At 69.4% G+C, this 18,814-nt stretch carries 18 protein-coding genes and 2 pseudogenes; 5 read left to right on the plus strand and 15 right to left on the minus strand.

What is annotated here, in order from left to right:
* Positions 1–203: 203 nt before the first annotated feature.
* Entirely contained in the window at positions 204–1,775 is a 1,572-nt protein-coding gene (locus tag ACX28W_RS06665) for a TerD family protein (RefSeq protein WP_458997806.1), read from the minus strand.
* A gap of 25 nt (positions 1,776–1,800) precedes the next feature.
* Between ACX28W_RS06665 and ACX28W_RS06670 the strand changes: the two genes are divergently transcribed.
* Positions 1,801–2,190 (plus strand): type II 3-dehydroquinate dehydratase, encoded by a 390-nt coding sequence (locus ACX28W_RS06670; RefSeq protein ID WP_458997807.1) that lies wholly within the window; start codon positions 1,801–1,803, stop codon positions 2,188–2,190.
* A 446-nt stretch (positions 2,191–2,636) separates the two neighbouring features.
* Here the strand turns inward: ACX28W_RS06670 and ACX28W_RS06675 are convergent, their stop codons facing one another.
* The 12 genes from ACX28W_RS06675 to ACX28W_RS06730 form a co-directional block, all read right to left on the minus strand.
* On the minus strand, positions 2,637–3,851 hold the full coding sequence (locus ACX28W_RS06675) for a cytochrome P450 (protein ID WP_458997808.1): 1,215 nt from the start codon (positions 3,849–3,851) through the stop codon (positions 2,637–2,639).
* Positions 3,848–5,104, minus strand: a complete 1,257-nt coding sequence (locus ACX28W_RS06680; RefSeq protein ID WP_458997809.1) for an NAD(P)-binding domain-containing protein — start codon at positions 5,102–5,104, stop codon at positions 3,848–3,850. The genes ACX28W_RS06675 and ACX28W_RS06680 overlap by 4 nt, the downstream gene beginning before the upstream one ends.
* Entirely contained in the window at positions 5,104–6,324 is a 1,221-nt protein-coding gene (locus ACX28W_RS06685) for an NAD(P)/FAD-dependent oxidoreductase (RefSeq protein ID WP_458997810.1), read from the minus strand. Before ACX28W_RS06685 ends, ACX28W_RS06680 begins: the two co-directional genes overlap by 1 nt.
* A complete protein-coding gene (locus ACX28W_RS06690; protein WP_458997811.1) occupies positions 6,321–6,515 on the minus strand; it encodes a ferredoxin in 195 nt (64 codons plus the stop codon). The genes ACX28W_RS06685 and ACX28W_RS06690 overlap by 4 nt, the downstream gene beginning before the upstream one ends.
* Positions 6,516–6,999: 484 nt before the next feature.
* Complete coding sequence (locus ACX28W_RS06695; RefSeq protein ID WP_458997812.1) at positions 7,000–7,416, minus strand: hypothetical protein; 417 nt, start codon at positions 7,414–7,416, stop codon at positions 7,000–7,002.
* Positions 7,417–7,557: 141 nt separating this feature from the next.
* On the minus strand, positions 7,558–7,791 hold the full coding sequence (locus ACX28W_RS06700; RefSeq protein ID WP_458997813.1) for a biotin/lipoyl-containing protein: 234 nt from the start codon (positions 7,789–7,791) through the stop codon (positions 7,558–7,560).
* 50 nt (positions 7,792–7,841) lie between these two features.
* Entirely contained in the window at positions 7,842–8,816 is a 975-nt protein-coding gene (locus tag ACX28W_RS06705) for an alpha-ketoacid dehydrogenase subunit beta (protein WP_458997814.1), read from the minus strand.
* 59 nt (positions 8,817–8,875) lie between these two features.
* Complete coding sequence (locus tag ACX28W_RS06710; protein ID WP_458997815.1) at positions 8,876–9,877, minus strand: thiamine pyrophosphate-dependent dehydrogenase E1 component subunit alpha; 1,002 nt, start codon at positions 9,875–9,877, stop codon at positions 8,876–8,878.
* Positions 9,874–11,529 (minus strand): FAD-binding protein, encoded by a 1,656-nt coding sequence (locus ACX28W_RS06715; protein ID WP_458997816.1) that lies wholly within the window; start codon positions 11,527–11,529, stop codon positions 9,874–9,876. The genes ACX28W_RS06710 and ACX28W_RS06715 overlap by 4 nt, the downstream gene beginning before the upstream one ends.
* A 160-nt stretch (positions 11,530–11,689) precedes the next feature.
* Positions 11,690–12,028 (minus strand): 2Fe-2S iron-sulfur cluster-binding protein, encoded by a 339-nt coding sequence (locus ACX28W_RS06720; protein WP_458997817.1) that lies wholly within the window; start codon positions 12,026–12,028, stop codon positions 11,690–11,692.
* A gap of 1 nt (position 12,029) precedes the next feature.
* Positions 12,030–13,364 carry an aromatic ring-hydroxylating oxygenase subunit alpha gene (locus ACX28W_RS06725; protein ID WP_458997818.1) on the minus strand — a complete coding sequence of 445 codons (1,335 nt, stop codon included), beginning with the start codon at positions 13,362–13,364 and terminating at the stop codon, positions 12,030–12,032.
* Between the two features lie 161 nt (positions 13,365–13,525).
* On the minus strand, positions 13,526–14,155 hold the full coding sequence (locus ACX28W_RS06730) for a TetR/AcrR family transcriptional regulator (RefSeq protein WP_458997819.1): 630 nt from the start codon (positions 14,153–14,155) through the stop codon (positions 13,526–13,528).
* Between the two features lie 758 nt (positions 14,156–14,913).
* Between ACX28W_RS06730 and ACX28W_RS06735 the strand changes: the two genes are divergently transcribed.
* Both ACX28W_RS06735 and ACX28W_RS06740 read left to right on the plus strand, forming a co-directional pair.
* Positions 14,914–15,654, plus strand: a complete 741-nt coding sequence (locus ACX28W_RS06735) for a TetR/AcrR family transcriptional regulator (protein ID WP_458997820.1) — start codon at positions 14,914–14,916, stop codon at positions 15,652–15,654.
* Between the two features lie 103 nt (positions 15,655–15,757).
* A pseudogene (locus tag ACX28W_RS06740) lies at positions 15,758–15,916 on the plus strand (exo-alpha-sialidase); the annotation flags it as partial.
* 47 nt (positions 15,917–15,963) lie between these two features.
* Here ACX28W_RS06740 and ACX28W_RS06745 read toward each other — a convergent pair.
* Positions 15,964–16,134, minus strand: a pseudogene (locus tag ACX28W_RS06745) (condensation domain-containing protein); the annotation flags it as partial.
* A gap of 506 nt (positions 16,135–16,640) precedes the next feature.
* Between ACX28W_RS06745 and ACX28W_RS06750 the strand changes: the two are divergent.
* Together ACX28W_RS06750 and ACX28W_RS06755 are read left to right on the plus strand one after the other, a co-directional pair.
* On the plus strand, positions 16,641–17,840 hold the full coding sequence (locus ACX28W_RS06750; RefSeq protein ID WP_458997821.1) for an MFS transporter: 1,200 nt from the start codon (positions 16,641–16,643) through the stop codon (positions 17,838–17,840).
* A gap of 67 nt (positions 17,841–17,907) precedes the next feature.
* A complete protein-coding gene (locus tag ACX28W_RS06755) occupies positions 17,908–18,279 on the plus strand; it encodes a maleylpyruvate isomerase N-terminal domain-containing protein (RefSeq protein ID WP_458997822.1) in 372 nt (123 codons plus the stop codon).
* 44 nt (positions 18,280–18,323) lie between these two features.
* On the opposite strand, the gene ACX28W_RS06760 is transcribed toward ACX28W_RS06755, so the two are convergent.
* Complete coding sequence (locus tag ACX28W_RS06760; protein WP_458997823.1) at positions 18,324–18,734, minus strand: MarR family winged helix-turn-helix transcriptional regulator; 411 nt, start codon at positions 18,732–18,734, stop codon at positions 18,324–18,326.
* Between the last annotated feature and the right edge of the window lie 80 nt (positions 18,735–18,814).

An 18,814-nucleotide genomic window follows, 5' to 3' on the forward strand; every position in this document is an offset into this window, starting at 1 on the left:
TGCCGGCCGGAGGCGCGTACAACAAACGGCCCAATCTCGAAACGGCCCTATCTCGCATTCGGTGGTGACGGAGCGTGCTGCTATCCGGGCCGTTGAGCCCGAAGTTCCCCGCAGTCCCGCTCCCGGCTTCTGTTCACGGGCGGGGTCCCGCTCGACTGCTTCACGTCGATGGCTTCCAGCCCTCCCGCCGGGGGCCTCCCGAGTCATTCGGAGACGTCGACGCCATAAACGCGGGCCAGGTCGGCCAGGCCATGGTCGTACCCCTGTCCGACGGCACGCAGCCGCCAACTGTCGCCTCGGCGGTAGAGCTCGGCGAGGATCATGGTGCGCTCGGTGGTGGCGGCGTCGAGGGTGGCCCGGGCGGTCGGGGCCGCGCCGATCCCGCAAGTGGCCGTGATCTCGACGGCGCCGACGTCGGAGAATGTCGCGGCACCGTCGATCGCGGCGGCGATGACGACCCTGCGGATCTCCGTGGGCAGACGCTCCAGCTCGGCGGTGACAGCCTGCTCCGTCGGGCCGTCCGTGGCGAGCCGTACGGTGCCGTCCGGGTGCTCGGGGGCCCCGTAGAAGACGAAGTCCTCATCCCCTGGCACCCGCTCATGCGCGTCGAGCGCGAAAGCGACGACATCCACGTCGCAGACGGTGTGCTGACCCCATGTGGCGGCCACCGTCCAGGCTGCGTCGGCGTCGGGCAGGTCGATGACGGCGCCTCGGACCAGTACCTCTGCCGTGTCCGGCTGGTTCTGTGGCGACACGGGCGTCGGCGCAGGGGTGGCTGCGAGGAGCCAGTCGGCATCGTGCACGCGCAGGCCGAGTGTGGTGATACGGCTCATACGCCGGTCCGCTTCGCCGCCGGGCAGCACCACGATGTCAGACACGCTGGCCGAGAGGTTGACCGCCGCAGAGGCACCCAGAGCGACAGCACGAGCGCGTGCCTCGGCGGCCTCCTCGTGGGTGCCGCCCAGGACCAGGACCCTGCGTCCGGCCAACGCCTGGTTCCCTGTGGCAGTGGATGCCGTCGGCGCGGTGGTGCGCTGTGCCGGGACGCTCGGCGCGGGCGCGGGTTGCGCGGTCGTCGCGCTCCCTGGCGTCTCGGCCGCGCGACGCTGCCTGGCAGTGCCAGCGTGGGCGGCGCCCTTGGCCTGGCCCGACTGCACGTTCTCCAGCAGCCACAGGTAGGTCGACTCGTCCACGAGGAAGACGCCCTCGTCCGCGGCGCGACGCAGTTTCCTGGATGCCTCGCTGTGGTCGTTGGCGACGACGACGCTGGTCTGGCCGCTGACCGAGGTCATCATGTTCAGCCCGGCTGCCACCGAGCGGGCAACAAGTTCCTCACGGGAGACCTGGGTGTCCCCGGTGATGGCGACTTTCATGCCCTGGACCAGAGGCTTTCCCGGCTCCAGACGGCCCGGATTGCGGTAGGCACAGGGGGTCTTGGGGACGTAGGGCTTGTATTCCTGGCGGGGCGGGCAGTCAAGGAGCGGCAGGGACAGGCCCAGTTGCTCGGCGGCGCCCAACGAGCCGCGCAGGATGCCGGAGAGCACCCGTACGTCGTCCTGCGCGTCGTGGGCCCGCTCCTGGCGCACGCCGTAGTGCGCGGCGAGAGTGCTCAGTTTGAGATCGGGCGTCGCGGGCCCGACGAGGCGGTTGAGGGCCAGAGTGCACAGGCGTCTACTGACCGGGACCCAGGAACGGACGCGGGCGAACTCGTGTGCCAGGAAGTCGTAGTCGAACTGCGCGTTGTGGGCGCCTGGACGGACCGTCCTGTTCCTCAACGGCCCCAACCTCAATCTGCTCGGCGTGCGCGAGCCCGACAAGTACGGTTCCACCACGCTGCGCGAGGTCGAGGAGACCGTGGCCAAGACTCTGTCCGCACACGGCCTGACCGCGCGCTTCGTACACAGCAACCACGAAGGCGTGCTGGTCGACGCGATTCATGCCGCGCGCACCGAATGCGGCGCGATCGTCATCAACCCCGCCGCGTTCACACATACCTCCGTCGCGCTCCGGGACGCGATCGCCGCCGTCGCTCTGCCGACCGTCGAACTCCACATCACCAACGTGCACAGGCGCGAGGAATTCCGGCACCACTCCTACATCTCGGCGGTCGCCGACGCCGTGATCGTCGGCGCCGGCACACACGGCTACGTCCTGGCCGCGCTGCACGTCGCGCATCTTCTCCTCGGCTGACTCACGCCCCACCCGAGTCACCCTCCTCCTACCCCGCGCTCAGCCGACCGGTCGGGCGTTGCCGACTGCTCTGGCCAAGCCACTGTCCCGAGCCGTGCGCGGACTGGAAGGCTCCCTATGCCTTTGAGCCCGCGATGACAGGCCGGTTGTTCGCCGCAACGCCCACGAGCCGGGGGCCGTACGGATGCGGTCCCCGGCGGTCTGTTCTCTGTGACGCTGTCCCGCGGGTCACCCCGGGTGGCCGCCGGCCACCGCCCTGCACTGTGGAGCCTGGACGTTCCTTGGGGAGGTCCACAAGAACCTCCACACGGCCGTCAGCGGCTCGTACAGGAACGCCACTCCGGCCGCCGGCGCCACCGCCGGCGCGTAGACGAGAACCTCGTCGGGTTGGCAGCCTGCGCCGCGCGCACGCCGCCACCCATGTCTGCCTGTGCGGCTCCGGGCCCCTAGCGGGTGACCATGAGCTTGCGGACACCGTAGTTGGTGCCGGTGAAGTCCATCGGGACCTCCTCCAGCGGGGTCGCGAGCCGCAGGTTCGGGAAGCGTTCGAAGAGCTTGGGCAGCACGGTCCTCAGCTCGGCGCGCGCGACGTTCTGCCCCAGGCAGGCGTGGACGCCGTAGCCGAAGCCCATATGACGGACCATCTTGCGGTCGATGTCCAGGGTGTCGGGGTTCTCGAAGACGCGGGGGTCACGGTTGGCTGCGTTCATCGCCACCACCACCAGCTCGCCCTTCTTGATCTGCGCACCGCCGATCTCCAGGTCCTCGAGCGCCACCCGGCCGAGACCGAACTGCACGATGGTCAGGTACCGCATCAGCTCCTCGATCGCGGGCCCCACCTTCGCCGGCTGGTCCAGCAGCTTCTGCCGCTCCTCCGGATGAGTGAGCAGGGTCAGTGTGGACAGTCCCATCATGGCGGCAGTCGTGTCGTGCCCGGCGAAGAGCAGCAGGACGCCGAGGCCGATCAGCTGCCGCTCGGTCAGGATCGAGTCCTCGCCGTCGGCCTTGTTGATCAGCTCGGCCAGGATGCCCGTGGTGTCACCGGTGCGACGCTTGTCCGCCACCAGGTGGGTGATGTATTCGACCAGCCAGTGCGCGCCCTTGTCGCGCTCCTCCTTGGTCTTGCCCATGTCCATCATGTCCACGGTGGCGTGGTGGAAGCCGTCCCGGTCCTCGTACGGGACGCCGAGCAGCTCACAGATCATCAGGCACGGAATCGGCAGCGACATCGCCTGGACGAAGTCGAAGGTCTCGGGTCCGGCGGCGATGGCGTCGAGGTGTTCGTCGACGATTTTGTCGAGGTACGGCTGGAGCTTGTTCTGTACGGCCTTGGGGGTGAAACGGGCCGTCAGCAGGCGGCGGTAGGTGCCGTGCTCGGGCTCGTCCATGAAGACGAATCCCACGTCGAACGGCGCGTTCTCGTGGTCCTCAGGCTCCTCGCCATCGGGGGTGTCGTGGCGGTGGCGCTTCGCACTCATCCGCGGGTCGTTGAAAACCTGGCTGCCCTCTTCGAAACGGGTGACGAGCCAGCCGTTCGTCCCGTTGGGGAAGCGCACCCGCAGGATGGGCTGGTCCTCGCGCAGCTGGGTGAACTCCGCGGGCGGATCCAACGGACGGCTCGGGTCACGGGTGACGGGCTGGCTCACAACGGTGTCGGTCATCGGGACTCCTTGGCAGTGCTCTGTGCGGCGGTGCTGTGTGCGGCTACGGCGGCGGAGACGCTTCGCTGAGCGGAGGTGGCGTTGCCCCAGCCGACGTAGAAGGCGAGGTGCAGGACGGCTTCGCCGAGCTGATCCTTCGTCAGTTCCTGGTTGGTGAGGGCGCCTTGGACCTGGATCTGCATCAGATCCGCGCGGCCGAGGGCGGCGGTGGCACCCATCACCAGCAGCCGGCGGTCGCGTACCGAAAGACCCGGACGGCTCCAGATGTCACCGAACAGGTGCTGGACGGTTTCGCTCGTGTACGGGTCCAGCTCCTCGGGCATGGTCGCGCTGAAGCCCGGTCCGTAGACCTTGTCCATCATCGCCAAGCCGCGCTGAAGGGGATCTTCGTCGGTGGCCGGCGGGGCCGACTCCGAGTCCAGCCCGAGAGTGCGTTCGGCCTCCGCACGGGTGACGTCGACCAGCGGGGTGTCGACACCCAGCGTGGCGGCCAGGTCACGGGCGGCGTCTAGGTCCTTGGTCATGAGCGGCTCGATCTGCCGGGCGACGGGCTCGGGCAGGGTGCCGTCGGCGCCGCGCATGCGCAGCAGTTGGAGCAGGGTGCGGCCCTCGGGGTCGGCGGTGTCGATCACCTCGGCCAGTCGCGCCGGTTCGACCTCCGCGGCGACGGCGAGCGCCGCGGCCTCGGTGACGGTGCGCCAGGTTCCGTAGGTGACGACGTTACGGGCGATCTTGGTGGCCATCCCGGCGCCCAGCGGGCCGCAGTGCACGACCTTCTTCGCCCAGTCGTCCAGCACGGGCCGGGCGTGGTCGACCACGGACTGCTCGCCGCCGATGATGGCGACCATGCCGTGCTCGGCGGCCTTGTCGCCGGGGGTGACGCCGCAGTCAAGGAAGCCCACCTCTTCCTTGGCGCACAGCTCGGCCAGTTCGTGGACGACGGGCAGGGCGACGGTGGACTGCAGCACGATCGTCAGGCCCGGGTGGGCGCCCCACAGCAGACCGCCTTCCCCGGCGATCACCGTACGGGCCTGGGCGGCGTTGACCACCGCGACCATCACCACGTCGGAGCCCTTGGCCACGTCGGCGGGGGAAGCGAGCGGGGCGGGGACACCGTCCAGCTTGTCGGAGGCGTCCGGCCTGATGTCGTACACCGCCGGGACACGGCCGCTGCGGGCCAGGCTGACGGCGACTCCCCCGCCGATCATGCCGAGGCCGACGACTCCGGCCCTGAGCGCTTGGGTGTTCGTCATCACGCGTTCCTTCCGACGAGAGCGGTGTCAACCGCCTGGTCCCACTCGGCCGCCTCGGCGACCAGTGCGCGGTAAGTGCGGGTCGCGCGGGGCAGGTTGACGCCGACCACGCCGCACACCCGGCCGCCCTTGCCATAGAGCGCGACGAGCTTGCGGTCCTCGACGGTGCCCTCGACGATCCGCACCTCGTCCGCGCCGCGCGTACGGCCGTAGATCTGGATCTTCAAGTCGTACTGGTCGGACCAGACGTACGGCACCGGGTCGAAGGGCACCGCCTCGCCGGGCGCGGCCAGGATGTTGCGGGCCACGGCCAGTCCCTGCTCGGCGGCGTTGGTCCGGTGCTCGATCCGGGTCGGCTCACCAGTGCGCGGGTGCAGCCAGTTGGCGACGTCGCCGGCCGCCCACACCCCGCTCCCGGCGTACAGGGTGGAGTCACACTCCACGCCGTTGCCCACCGGGATGCCGCTGCCCTCCAGCCACGTGGTGCCGGGCCGGGCGCCGATGCCGACCAGGACCTCGTCCGCCTCGATCACGCGGCCGTCCGCGAGACGGACGCCGGTGGCGTGGCCGTTCTCGGCCAGGATTTCCTTGACCAGCGTCCCCGCCACGATGCTCACGCCGTGTTCGAGGTGGACCTCCGAGAGCATCCGCCCCAACTCGGGGCCGAGCGCGTCGGCGAGCGGCACCGCGACATCGGTGACCATGGTGACCTCGGCGCCCAGCTCCCGGGCCACCGCCGCCGCTTCGGCGCCGACGAAACCCGAGCCCACGATCACCAGGCGGGGCCGCGAGCGGAGCGCCTCACGGAAGGCGAGGGCGTCCTCCAGGGTACGCAGCACATGTACTCCGGCCACACCCTCGGTGCCCGGCAGCCGGCGGGCCGCCGCGCCGGTGGCCACCACCAGCGCGTCGTAACCGACCCGGCTGCCGTCGGCCAGCGCGACCTCGCGGTTGTGGGTGTCCAGGGCCACGGCCGCGACGCCCAGCCGCAGATCCAGGTCAAGCGCCTCGATCGCGTCCGCGTCGCGCAGCTGAAGTCGGTCGACGTCCCAGTCGCCGGAGAGCAACTGCTTGGACAGCGGCGGCCGGTCGTAGGGAAGGTACTTCTCTTCGCCGATCAGCGTCACGTGGCCCGCGTAGCCCGCGCGGCGCAGGCCTTCCACGACGCTCAGGCCGGCCGCGGAGGCGCCGACGACGACGATCCGCGCCGGGGCACTCATGCGCGCACCTCGATCGCGGCCGCGGGGCAGACGGCGGCGGCCTGGCGCACATTTTCGTACTGCTCCTCGGGCGGGTTCTCGTCGAGCAGTACGACGATGCCGTCCTCGTCCCGCTGGTCGAAGACCTCCGCGGCGGCCAGCACACACTGGCCTGCACCGCAGCACTTGTCGAAATCGATGGAAATGTCCATAGGAATTACCTCCGTCAAGCCCCCGCCAGGGGCGACGCCGGTCAGGAGCCCAGGGTGATCTGGTTGCCCAAGTAACCTAACTAAGTTCAGTTACGACTGTACTGCTCGCCCGCGACACGGGCGAATCGCGTCCCGAGTGAGACAGGTCACAGGTCGCGGGGCTGTGTTCGCCATGCCGTGACACGGCGGCGACGCCATGAAGGAATTGCGGTTCCTGGGTGAAAACGCTCCAGGTTCGGCGTCGGAGCGTGTGGTCAGGCGTGGCCACGCAGGCGGAGCAGCAGCAGCGCGAACTCGGCGCGGAGGCGGCCGGATTCGCTGTCCAAGCTGAGGTTCATGGCAGTCTCGGCGCGAGCGACACGGGCAGCCATCGAGCTGTTTTGGAGGTGCATCTGGGCGGCGGCCCGGCGCAGTGACCTCTCGCGGCACAGCGCTTCCACCAAGTCGATGACCTCCTGTCCGCGTGGCTGTGCCGCCAGTCGTTCTAGAGCCCGTACGTCCGGCTGGGCAGCCGCCCGCGCCGGGCATCGGTGACGGAGAACCACAGGGCGATGCGGGCGGCGGCCCAGGAATCGGCGACGAGCCGCCCCGGCACAGCGGTCCCGATGCCCAGGCGCAGGGGGAAGTCCCCCCGGGGCAGCCGTTCGTCCGGCGCGACCGCGGACAGCACCGCGATGAGAGGGCCCATCCGGGCCCAGCGGGCGGACAGCCCCAGCGCCCTCAGCTCCCGCGCCACCGCTTCGCCGGATGCGGTGCCGCGCCTGCCCTCGCCCACGCCCACGTCCTCGCCACCGTCGACATCCTCGGCGAAAGCGGCGAAGACCCGGATCGGGCGCGCCGGATCGAAGCCGAGCAGCGCCAGAGCCCTCCCACGCTTTCCCGGGACTCGCGGCAGCGGCACCGGCGATCCACTCCTCCCCGCCCGCCGAGTACGCCGACTGGTGTGCCACGTAGGGCCTGCCCAAGGTGACCTGTGGGACGGCAGGACCGCTTGGGCCGTGACGCGGTACGAGGGGAACCTCGTCTGCCGCTTCCTTCTCCTTCAGCTGCTGATCCGGCCGATCAGCGTGCCGACCGCGTAGGTCTCCTCAAGGTTGCCGATGATTTCGAGGGTGCCGGATGCCGGGGACTCGATCTCGGTCTCCGTCTTGTCGGTGGCCAGGATGTACAGCACCTGCCCCTCTTCCACGGTGTCGCCGGATGCCACCAGCCACTCGGTGATCTCGCCCTCCGTCATCGTCACCCCGAGTTGGGGGATCTGCAGTTCGTGACTCATGCGCTCCGCTCTCTGGTTCTCAGGTCTCCGGGCTTCATCGCCGGTCCTGTCTAGGACTTGGTCAGGCGACGGACCGCGGCCTCGATACGGACCGGTCCCGGAAGGAAGGCGTCCTCCAGGGATTTCGCGTATGGCACCGGGGTGTCCGGCGCGGTGACCCGGAGCACCGGTCCGGCCAGTTCGCCGAACAGCTCCTCCTGGATGGTCGCCGCGAGTTCGGCGCCGAAGCCGTTACGCCGTACCGCCTCGTGGACGACCACGGCCCGCTTCGTCCTGGCAACCGAGCCAAGTACGGCATCGGTGTCCAGGGGGTTGAGGGTGCGCAGATCCACGACCTCGACGTCGATGCCGTCGGCCGCGAGTGTCTCTGCGACCGTGAGACAGTCGCCGACCTGCCGCCCATAGGTGAGCAGTGTGACGTCCGAGCCCGAGCGTGCGATCCGAGCCTTGCCCAGCGGAACGCGGTAGTCCCCTTCGGGCACCTCTCCCTTGCCCGCGAAGTACAACTGGCTCATCTCGACGAACACACACGGGTCGTCGTCGAAGATGCACGACAGCAGCAGGCCCTTCGCGTCTGCCGGATTGCTGGGGACGACCACCTTCAGGCCTGCGGCGTGCACCAGTTGGGCCTCCAGCATGTCCGAGTGCTGTGCACCGAACCCGCCGCCCGTCCCGGTCGCGGTGCGCACGGTGAGCGGCACCGGGGTGCGCCCTCCGGACATGTAGCGCAACTTGGCGGCGTGGTTGATGAGTTGGTCCGCGCAGACGTGCACGAAGTTCATCAGCATGATCTCGGCGACCGGGCGCATCCCCGAGATCGCCGCGCCGACAGCCGCGCCCATGATGGCCTGCTCGGAGATCGGGGTGTGGCGGACCCGGGCGGTGCCGTACTTGTGGCCCAGGCCCTTGTGGACCCCGAATCCTCCACCATTGGGTTCCTGGATGTCCTCGCCGAGCAGGAAGACCGACGGATCGGCGGCGAGCGCGATGTCCAGCGCCTCGTTGAGGGCCTGCACCTGCCCCATCGTGCGGCTCCCCCGGGTCCCTGCTCCTGTCGCTGTCGCCTTGAGATGGGTGTCCGTCATCAGGCCGCCACCTCCGGGGCGTACACATCCGTGTCGAGTTCGGCGGTGTCCGGGAGCTCGGCGGTCAGCGCGTATGCGGCTGCGTCCGCGACCTCCTCGGCGGCCTGCTCCTCGATGGCCGCCAGCTCGGCCTCGGTCGCCACCTCGTCGGCGATCAGGCGGGCCCGGAAGCGGGGCACCGGGTCGGCCGCCATCGCCTCCTTCAGGAGCTCCTTGGGCATGTACTTCTGCTGGTCGCCCACCAGGTGGCCGTTGAAGCGGAAGGTGTTGGCCTCCAGGAGAGTGGGGCCCTCCCCCCGCCGGGCCCGGTCCACGGCGCGCCCCGCGGCCTGCCACATGGCGACCGGGTCGTTGCCGTCCACACTCTCGCCGGGCATGCCGTAGGCGGCGGCGCGATCGGCGATGCGTGCCACCGAGGTGCCCTCGCTCAGCGGGGTGTACTCGGCGAACTGGTTGTTCTGGCAGACGAAGATCACGGGCAGCTTCCACACGGAGGCCAGGTTGAGCGCCTCGTGGAAGGCCCCGATGTTCGACGCGCCGTCGCCGAAGTTCGTCACCGCCACCTGGTCGGTGCCGCGCAACTGGGCGGACAGCGCGAGCCCGTTGGCAATCGGGATACCGGAGCCCACCACGCCGGTGGTGACCATGAGCCCGTGCTCGGGCGAGGTGACGTGCATGGGCCCGCCCTTGCCCTTGCAGCTGCCGACCGCCTTGCCCAGGTACTCGGCCCACAGGTCGCGCAGCGGCACACCCTTGGCGATCTGGTCGTGCAGGCCGCGGTAGATGGTGACGACGTAGTCGTCGGGACGCAGGTGCTGGGCCACGGACACGGCCGCGAACTCCTGGCCGCGCGGCGAGTAGTACATCCCGCCGATCTGCCCCGCCTTCATCAGCGAGAGGTACTTCTCGTCGAAGAGTTTGATGCGGGTGGCGGTGGCGAAGAGTTCGACCAGAACCTTTGCGTCCGGTTCGGCGGCCGGCTGGGTAACCTGCGCGGTCATGCGGTGCTCTCCTTCTTGTGTGCCCCGGCCGCGCCCTCGGAACGAGCCACGCTCGCCGCGTGCTCGCCGGCGCGTCGTCCGGAGAAAACGGCGTCGGCCAGGGAAAGACCCGACACATAGCTGTTGCTGCAGATCCCGACCGCGGCGCGCCCGGCGGCGTACAGGCCGGAAATGGTCTCTCCGCTCTCGCGGACGCCGGCACCGGTCCCCTCGTCCACGACGAGTCCGCCGAGAGTGATGAAGGGAAGCGGGTAGAAGGTCCGTGAGGCGTCCGTCGAGATGTCCACCGCGTAGTACGGTCCCTGGCCCAGGGAGTGCCGGAACTCGTCGTTCTTGCCGAAGGCGTCGGCTTCCCCGGCGGCGAGGGCGGCGTCGTGATCAGCGGCCGTCCTGATCAGCCCGGCGGGGTCGATCTTGCACGAACGGGCGAGCTTTTCCAGCGTGTTCGCCTTGTGATGGCCGAACAGGCTGAAGATATAGGCGAGTTGGGGCACTTGGAAGAAGGCGGACTGGGTGCGGACCTGTCCCCGTGCCTTGCGCCAGGTGGCAGCGTCGGCGATGACGAAGCCGCGTCCGCCGTGCTCCTCGATCAGCGGCTTGGTCATCGTCGCGCCGTAGAGCTGCTCGTTGGCGAAGCGCTGTCCCGCCGCGTCCACCACGATGCCTTCCATGAAAGCCGACGGCGGACAGATGAAGCGCCATCCCGATATGGAGTCCATACGGGCGGTCGCCGCTTCGACCTGGGCTCCGAGCTTCACCGCGGAGCCGTTCTCACCGCCCGGTCCGAGCGCGTTCAGGCCGGCGTACCGCGGTGCGTGCTTGGTCATCAGCTCCTTGTCGAAGCCGAATCCGCCGGTGGCGAGGACGACTCCGCCGCGGGCCCGGGCGCGGTGGACCCGGCTGCGGCGGCGCTGGACCCCGTCGGAGAACTCGCTCAGCCGACGGCCGACCGGCCGGTAGTAGATCATCATCTTCCCGGCCGTCTTGGCGAGCTTCTCGTGCCAACGCCCCGGATCCCGGCCCTTTTCAGGGGCCGCGAACTCGACCCCCACGACCCTGCCGTCCTCGACGACCAACCGGCGTACGTCGGCCAGCGGGCGGACGGTGACGCCTTTGCTGAGCGCCGCTTCGCGCAGCCGGGCGTAGAAGACCGCGCCGGTAAAATTCTTGGCGTGGACCCGGTGGCCGCGCGCCGCGGGTCGGGCCACCGCCGCGGCTTCCGCGGTCAGTTCATTGCCCGAGTAGTAGAGGAAGTGGCGGTTGGTCGGATACGACGTCTTGTAGTCGCAGAGGCTGCCGTCGAACTCCAGGCCCTGTGCGCGCAGCCAGTCGATCATCTTCGGGCTGCCTTCGGCGAACGCCCGCAGTGTCTCGTCCGAGACGACGCCCTGGCTCTCCTGCTTCAGGTACGCGAACATCTCCTTGGGGGAGTCGGAGACGCCGGCGGATTGCTGGACGTCGGTGCCTCCACCGGCGTACACGACGCCGCCGGAGTGAGCGGTGGAGCCGCCGCCGTACGAGCGTTCCAGGACGAGTACGGAAGCTCCTGCCTCCGCGGCCGCGATGGCGGCGCAGGCGCCCGCGCCGCCGAAACCGACGACGATCACGTCGTAGGTCTCGTCCGCGGGCACCCGGGTGTGCTGATGTGCCATGAGTTCGGTTCCTAGCTACTGGTTCTGCGGCGACTGCCGCTCAACGGACGTACAGGGAGCGCTCGTTCACCGGCTACGGGACTTGGCTCCAGGGCTACGGGGCAGGCGCGGATCCTTCGTCCGTCGACGACTGGACTCGCGAGGACCACTCGCCCACCGACTACTGGACTTCCGGGGACCCCTCGCCCGTCGGCTTGACGCCCTTCTTCTCGACCGTGACCTCGCCGCTCACGGTCAGCCGACAGGCCAGCCGGATGTCGCGCACGGAGCCCCGGCGGCGCTGCGCCAACTGCCGCAGCACGCCCCGCTCTTCGGGCCCCGGCGGGTCGGTCGCGAGGTGGCCGTCGATCACCCGGAGCGCGCACGCGGTGCAACGGGCCTGGCCGTAGCAGATGGTGGGCCAGGTCAGGCCGACCCGGAGCGCTGCCTGGAAGACGGTTTCGCCGGCCCGCGGCGAGAGTTCGACTCCCCCGGGATCGACCCGTACGCGCGCCGCCACGTCAATCCCTACCGAGGTAGCGATCGATGGTGCGGTGATTGTTGATGATCATCGCTTCGTAGCGCTCGGACATGATGAGGTCGTCGATGCCGGAACCGCGCACACCCTTCTGCTGGCCAATGACGTTCTGGAAGTCCTCGCGGAAGATCTGCGGCCATTCCTCGACGGGGATGGGGCCCTCCAGTACGGGGCGCTCGGGCTCACCCGCGTCGGCGCCTGGGATCTGCACGGCCCAGACCTCGAAGACGCAGCTCTCGGCATCGTCACCGTTCGGCCGGGACCGGTAGATGATGTTGGTGCCGTAGCCCGGCAGGAAGGTGAGGTTGGGGAAGATGTGCCCATACCCTTGCGTGTCCGTGACGGGCGGGGGCAGCGGGATACCTGCCCCCTGGGCGTGCGCGTACAGCGCCTCGAAGAACTTGGGGATGAACTCCTCGTCGGGGATGTCCCGCTCCAGCAGTCCCTGCTGGACGAATATCTCCCGCTCGGTCGTGAACGCGTCGGTGCCGAAGTACAGCGCGTTGTTGAACTGGATGAAGTAGTCCGCCTTGGACATTCCCTTGACCGGGGCCTCGGTGCTGGTGGGCGGACGGGAGTGGGCGTGACCCCCTTCAAAGCATTCGAAGCTGCCGACGGTCGCTTCGAGGTTGTAGTCGTCATCGGCCGCCCCCATGGCAAGTGAGGGGTGGGCCTGCATGATGTGGTAGGCCTCCAGGAATGCCTCCTGCGCCATCTTCCAGTTGCAGGGAAGGATCACCTGTCGCCACCAGCGCACCCGCATGCGGTCGAAGGCGATCGGGTCCAACACCTTGGCGATGCCGTCCAGGTACTGCTCCAGCGGCGGTGCCTGCGGGTCCATGTTGATGAAGACCATGCCGCCCCAAGTGCCGACCTGGACCTCGCGCAGCCGCAGATTGTCCTTGTCCAGACAGCCCGGTGTGAATCCTCGCTCCGAGGCGAAGACGTAGGTGTTCTCTCCGTTGAGGTCCCAACGCCAGCCGTGGTAGGGGCACACAATCTGACGACCGTGGAAAGTTCCGCTGCCGATTCCCAGGGCTGTGGCACGGTGCCGACAGGCGTTGTAGTACGCCTTGATGCGGGAGCCGGACTCCCGGACGACCAGAATGGACTGGTCGTTGATCTCGTACTCGATGTAGTCCCCGGTCTCGCGAAGGTCCTCAAGCCGGCAGGCGACCTGCCAGACGTGCGGCCACAGCTTCTCCTTCTCCAGCTGGGCGAAGTCGGCCGAGTAGTAGCGCTGGGCGGGGACCCGCTTGGGGTCGGTGATCGCATGGGGATGCGAGGCCAGGTCCTCTAGGTCAGGTGTGAGTGACACGTCGCTGCCTCCTTTGGCGCAACGTAAGTAAATGACTGATTATTTAATTTAGGTAATCCGACACCTCTGGTCAACAGTCGTGCGTCAGGTAGTCCCCGGACCGTGCCAGCGGCGGAGCGGTTCCCGGACCGTGTCAGCGGCGGAGCGGTTCCCGGACCGTGTCAGCGGCGGTGCGGGAGCAGAGTGCCGCTGGCGAGCAGGCCTTCCACCTGGCGGATGGCGGCGGCATGGCGCGCTCGGGGCACAGTCGCCCCAAGGCGGGTGAGTCCCCAGGTCAGCGAGATGAGCATGTCGGCGATCGCCTGCCGGTCCGCGTCGGCGGAAAGCTCGCCGCGCCGGATCGCGTCGCCGACAAGCCGCGTGTAGATCTTCTCCTCGGTACGCAGCCGACCGTCGATGGCCGCCTGGAACTCCGGGATCCGCGCGGACTCCAAGTGAACGGCCTCGCCCAGCCGCGCGGCGGCCGGATGGTCACGGGTGCAGGCCAGCGACTCCTCCAGGAGGGAGATGAAGCGCTCCTGAAGGGTGCCCGGGACCTGCGTCGCCCTCTCCAGGCGGCCCATGATGTCCTGGACCAGCTCGTCGAGAATGACGCTCACCAGCTCCTGCTTGGTGGGGAAGTACCGGTAGATGGCCGCACCCGTCACACCGGCGCGCTCGGCGATGGACTTCATGGTCGCGTTGCCGTAACCCACCTCGGCCACGTGCTCGGTCGCCGCGGCCATGATGCGGCGCCGCGTCTGCTCGCCATCCACCCCTGCGGGACGCCCTCGCCGGGCTGCCTGCGCCATCCCGTACACCCTCCCGTTTTCGCCGCTCGCCGGGACATCGTCCCATGACGTCCCGGCCGGTTCCGTGGAGCGGGACTCATACGGCCGGGCTCGATCCGAGTGCCCGCCGTGGACCACCCGTCCCCGGCACAGCGTCATGCGGACCAGACCGGCCTCCGGGTCTTCGCAGGCCACACGCCAAGGCACGCGCAGCAGGCAGAGAGCGGCAGTCGCCCGCCCGGCCTGACGGCGGGGCGGGTGAAGAATCCGGTCAGGGCTGCCGCCTCCCGGACGCGTTCCCCCGGTCCGAGCATCCGGGCAGCGGGTGTACGGCGGTCGCGTGCCGCACGGACCGCGGCCCACAGGTCCGGACTGCCGTACGGCGCATCACTGGACGGCGAGACCGGAATCCCGGCAGCCAGAAGCGAGGCATAGGGGTAACCGTGCGGCAGGCCGCCAGGCTCCACCTCGGCCGCGTAGGTATCGCCACGCTCGGCAAACAAAGCGAGGAGGCGAAGGCACCCAGAGCCATGGGCAACGGGGCACGAGCGGAGTAGCCGGTCATGACAAGTCGGTCACCGGCGGCGAATGCCGTTCGCTCGCCGGGATCATCGCGCAGCGGCCTCACCCGGTGGGTCTCCCCTCGGCGAGTGCCCATGAAGGTGGGACTACAGGCGCGCCAGGGGCAGCCGCTCGGCCCGCAGAGCTTGCCCGGACGGCACGCGCCCGAGCCGCGAACGAGGCCTTCACTAGGCTCACCTACAAGGGAGAGGACTGGGATGAACACGCAGGCGGCAGGCAAGGGGCGCGCACGTAGCCCTCGCGGACAGGGCGAACAGCTGCGCAGGGAGATCCTGCGCGCGGTGGGGCAGCTCCTCGACGAGTGGGGCGGCGTGGAGAAGCTCACCATGCGTGCCGTGGCGCGCGAGGCGGGCGTGGCGGCTCCGAGTATCTATCTGCACTTCTCCGACAAGGCAGAACTCGTATGGGCGGCCCTGGAGGACAAGTACGAGGATCTCGCGGCACGCATGCGCGCAGCCGACGCGAACGCGGCCGACACCGGAGCCGACGCCCGTGAACGGCTGCACGCCCAGGCACACGCCTACTGTCGGTTCGCCCGCGAATACCCCGGTCACTACCGGCTGATGTACGAGGTGCGCCAGCCGTCCGTCCCGACGGCCCGCCTCCACCGGCACCCGTCCCGGCATGTCTCGCTCTCGTTGCGCGAGGCCTTCGCCCGGTGCCGGGAGGCCGGATACCCGCTGTCGATGCCCGATGAGCAGGCGGCACAGACGCTCTGGGCGGGACTACACGGCTTCATCGCACTCCAGCACGCCCTGTCGAGCGCAGCACAGGCACAGGAGCCTGTGGAGCCCCTGGCCGACGGCCTCGTGGACACCTTGATGCCCGCGGCGCCCGCCGCCGGGCCGCAACCGCCGGCGGCCGACACCGAAGCGGCGCAGCGCATCCGGGCGATCCTCTCGGGCCGGGGCGATTCGGCTTCGTCAGAAGCGAGTTGATGAAACACCGGGTGCGCCGTGAATGCCCCCAAGTGCTCTGACGCGAGGCCGGACGGCGCCCCCTCCGTCCGGCCCGCCAATGTGTGGGGACGCCAGCGCATCATCAGGGTCCGGTGTCTCCGCGGTCTTCCTGCCGGACCCGAACCCGGAGTTCGGCCAGCGCGTGCACAAGATCGCACAGGATGCGGCGACCCCGGACCGGCTGTACCTGCAGAACCACTGGGGTGTGTACCGGAGCGACGACGCGGGCGCGCACTGGACGGCCAGGTTCTCCTGCCGGTAGGCGGCCTGCTCGGCGTGCTCGCCGGACGCCCACTGTCGCTGCCTGCGGGCGTAGTCGGCGTACTGCAGGGGCAGCGGTGGCAGCGGGTCGTCGTCCTCGCCTCGGAGGAAGGCGGCGTAGACCGAGCCGAGTTCGCGCAGCATCACGTCCAAGGACCAGCCATCGAAGACTATGTGATGCAGCGTCAGAAACAGCACATGGTGGTCCGTGGGCCCAGTACGACCTACACGCGATCCGACTCCGCGTTATCCGCAGCTGGTGGACATGAGGCAGGACCGGCCCGCGATCTCTCACTGCGGTGATCGAGAAGGGGTGCCGCCAGCTCGCTCATAGCCGGATTAGCAGCATGCCTTCCCTACCTGACAACCAATCAGAACGTGCGTCAAACATGCGCCGTGTGCGTCAAACATGCGTCAAGATATCGCCCGTAACGCCCACAGCGCACATAACGCACATAACGCACATCACCCGAACCTGCAGGTCAGGCGCCCTTTGCCGCAGGCTCAAGGATCGCGACACACTCAACGTGGTGCGTCATTGGAAACAGCTTGAACGCCACCGCCCGCGCCCTCGGCACCGTCTACTCGCGCACCCGTCCGACTGAAGGCCCCGCCGCACCCGGGCACATACAGACACAAAGGTCCAGGCCCGCGAACCGACCGAGTTCCTTGCCCTCCCTCTCGGGCCCGCCTAGCCTGACTTTGTGCCGTCAATAAACAAAGCCCGAACACGCGCCGCCCCACCCGACACCGCACTCACCCGACTCCGGGTAGTCATCACCGTCTTCTTCGCGCTCGACGGCTTTGTCTTCGCCGGATGGGTCGTCCGCATCCCCGCCATCAAGCACCAGACCGACGCCTCCGCGAGCGCGCTGGGGCTCGCGCTGCTCGGGGTCTCCGCCGGAGCGGTCATCACCATGACCCTCACCGGACGCTTCTGCCGCCGCTACGGCAGCCATCCGGTCATCGTCGGCTGCGCCGTCCTGCTCTCCCTCAGCGTCGCCCTCCCTCCCCTCACCCACTCCGCACCCGCACTCACCGCCGTCCTCTTCGTGTTCGGCATGGCATACGGCGGTATCAACGTCGCCATGAACAGCGCCGCCGTCGATCTGGTGGCCGCGCTGCGGCGGCCGGTGATGCCGAGCTTCCACGCGGCGTTCAGCCTCGGCGGCATGATCGGAGCGGGGCTCGGTGCGCTGGTCGCGGGATCCCTGTCCCCCACCCGTCATCTGCTCGGCCTCACCTTGATCGCCCTGCTGGTGACCGCCGTTGCAGGGCGCGCACTGCTGCGCCACGAACCCCCGGCACCACCGGAGCGCAGGCCGCGGGAGAGCCATGCCCCGGTCCGCCTCGACGCCCGCACCCGCAGGCTGGTCATGGTCTTCGGCCTGATCGCCCTGTGCACCGCGTACGGCGAGGGCGCGCTCGCCGACTGGGGTGCCCTGCACCTGGAGCAGGATCTGGACGCCCACCCGGGTGTCGCGGCCGTCGGCTACTCCTGCTTCGCGCTCGCCATGACGATCGGCCGGGCCGGTGGGACGACGCTCCTCGAAAGGCTCGGGCGGACCCCGACTCTGGTGGCGGGCGGCGCCACAGCCGCCGCGGGCATGCTGCTCGGCGCCCTCGCTCCGTCGGTGGGCGCGGCGCTGCTCGGCTTCGCGGTCACGGGGCTGGGGCTCGCCAACATCTTCCCGGTCGCCGTCGAACGGGCCGGAGCCCTCGCGGGCCCCAACGGTGTCGCGATCGCGTCCACGCTCGGCTATGGCGGCATGCTCCTGGGACCGCCCGCGATCGGGTTCATGGCGGACTGGTTCTCCTTGCCCGCCGCCCTCACCAGCGTCGCGGCGCTGGCCGCGCTGGCCGCCCTCATCGGGTTCGCGACGCGCCGCGTGGCGGCCGGCTGACGCCGCACCACCGCCCCTTGGTCACTTTTCAGCGCACCGGAACACCCTCGTCCGGCACACTCGCCGCATGGAGATCCCTGAGTTCGTGGCAACACTGGACCAGGAGGGACGGTCGCTGGCCGCGGCGACCGAGGCGGCGGGCTTCGACGCCAAAGTGGCGGCCTGTCCGGACTGGCAGGTGCGGGACCTGGTGCGGCACACGGGCATGGTGCGGGTGCGGGCGACGGACGCGGACGCGGTGTGGACCGTACGACTGTCGGCGCAGCCGCCCGTGAGCAAGCGGGGCGAGCATGCGGGCGGGGACGCCGACTGCGAGGTGGCCGGGCCGGCCGCACGGCTCTACCTGGCGCTGTGGAACCGGCTGCGGTTCTCGAGCATGAGCGGTGACGCCGCGCTCGCCGCGCTGTGGCGGGAGAAATCCGAGGTCACCTGGAGCTGAGGCGGGCCGAGCCCGGTCCGTCACAGTCCAGCCGGACGAGCCGTTCAGTCGGCGTCGACCGGGCCCGCCGCCAGCATGCGCGTCAGCACCGCCCGCTGCACCGGCAGCACCTCGCCGTGCAGTTCGCGCCCCTTCGGGGTGAGGGAGACGCGCACACCCCTGCGGTCCTCCTCGCACATGCCGCGCGTCACGAGACCGTCCTTCTCCAGACGGGCGATCAGCCGGGACAGGGCGCTCTGGCTCAGATGCACGCGGTCGGAGATCTCCTGAACGCGGTAGGTGCAGCCGCCGTCGGACGCGACGCCCTCGGCCAGCACGTCGAGCACCTCGAAGTCGCTGGCGCCCAGGCCGTGTCGATGCAACTCACGGTCCAGCTCGCACAAGGTCCGCGCGTGCACCGCGAGGATGTCGCGCCACTGGTCCACGAGCACTTGCTCGGCCTTCTTCGCCGCCATGGGCGCACCGTAGCAAAGAATCAACTTTGTTGCATCGGAATTAAATGCGCTTGCATTGAATGCATGTGCATGTACTGTCT

This window comes from Streptomyces sp. SD15, assembly GCF_054462255.1.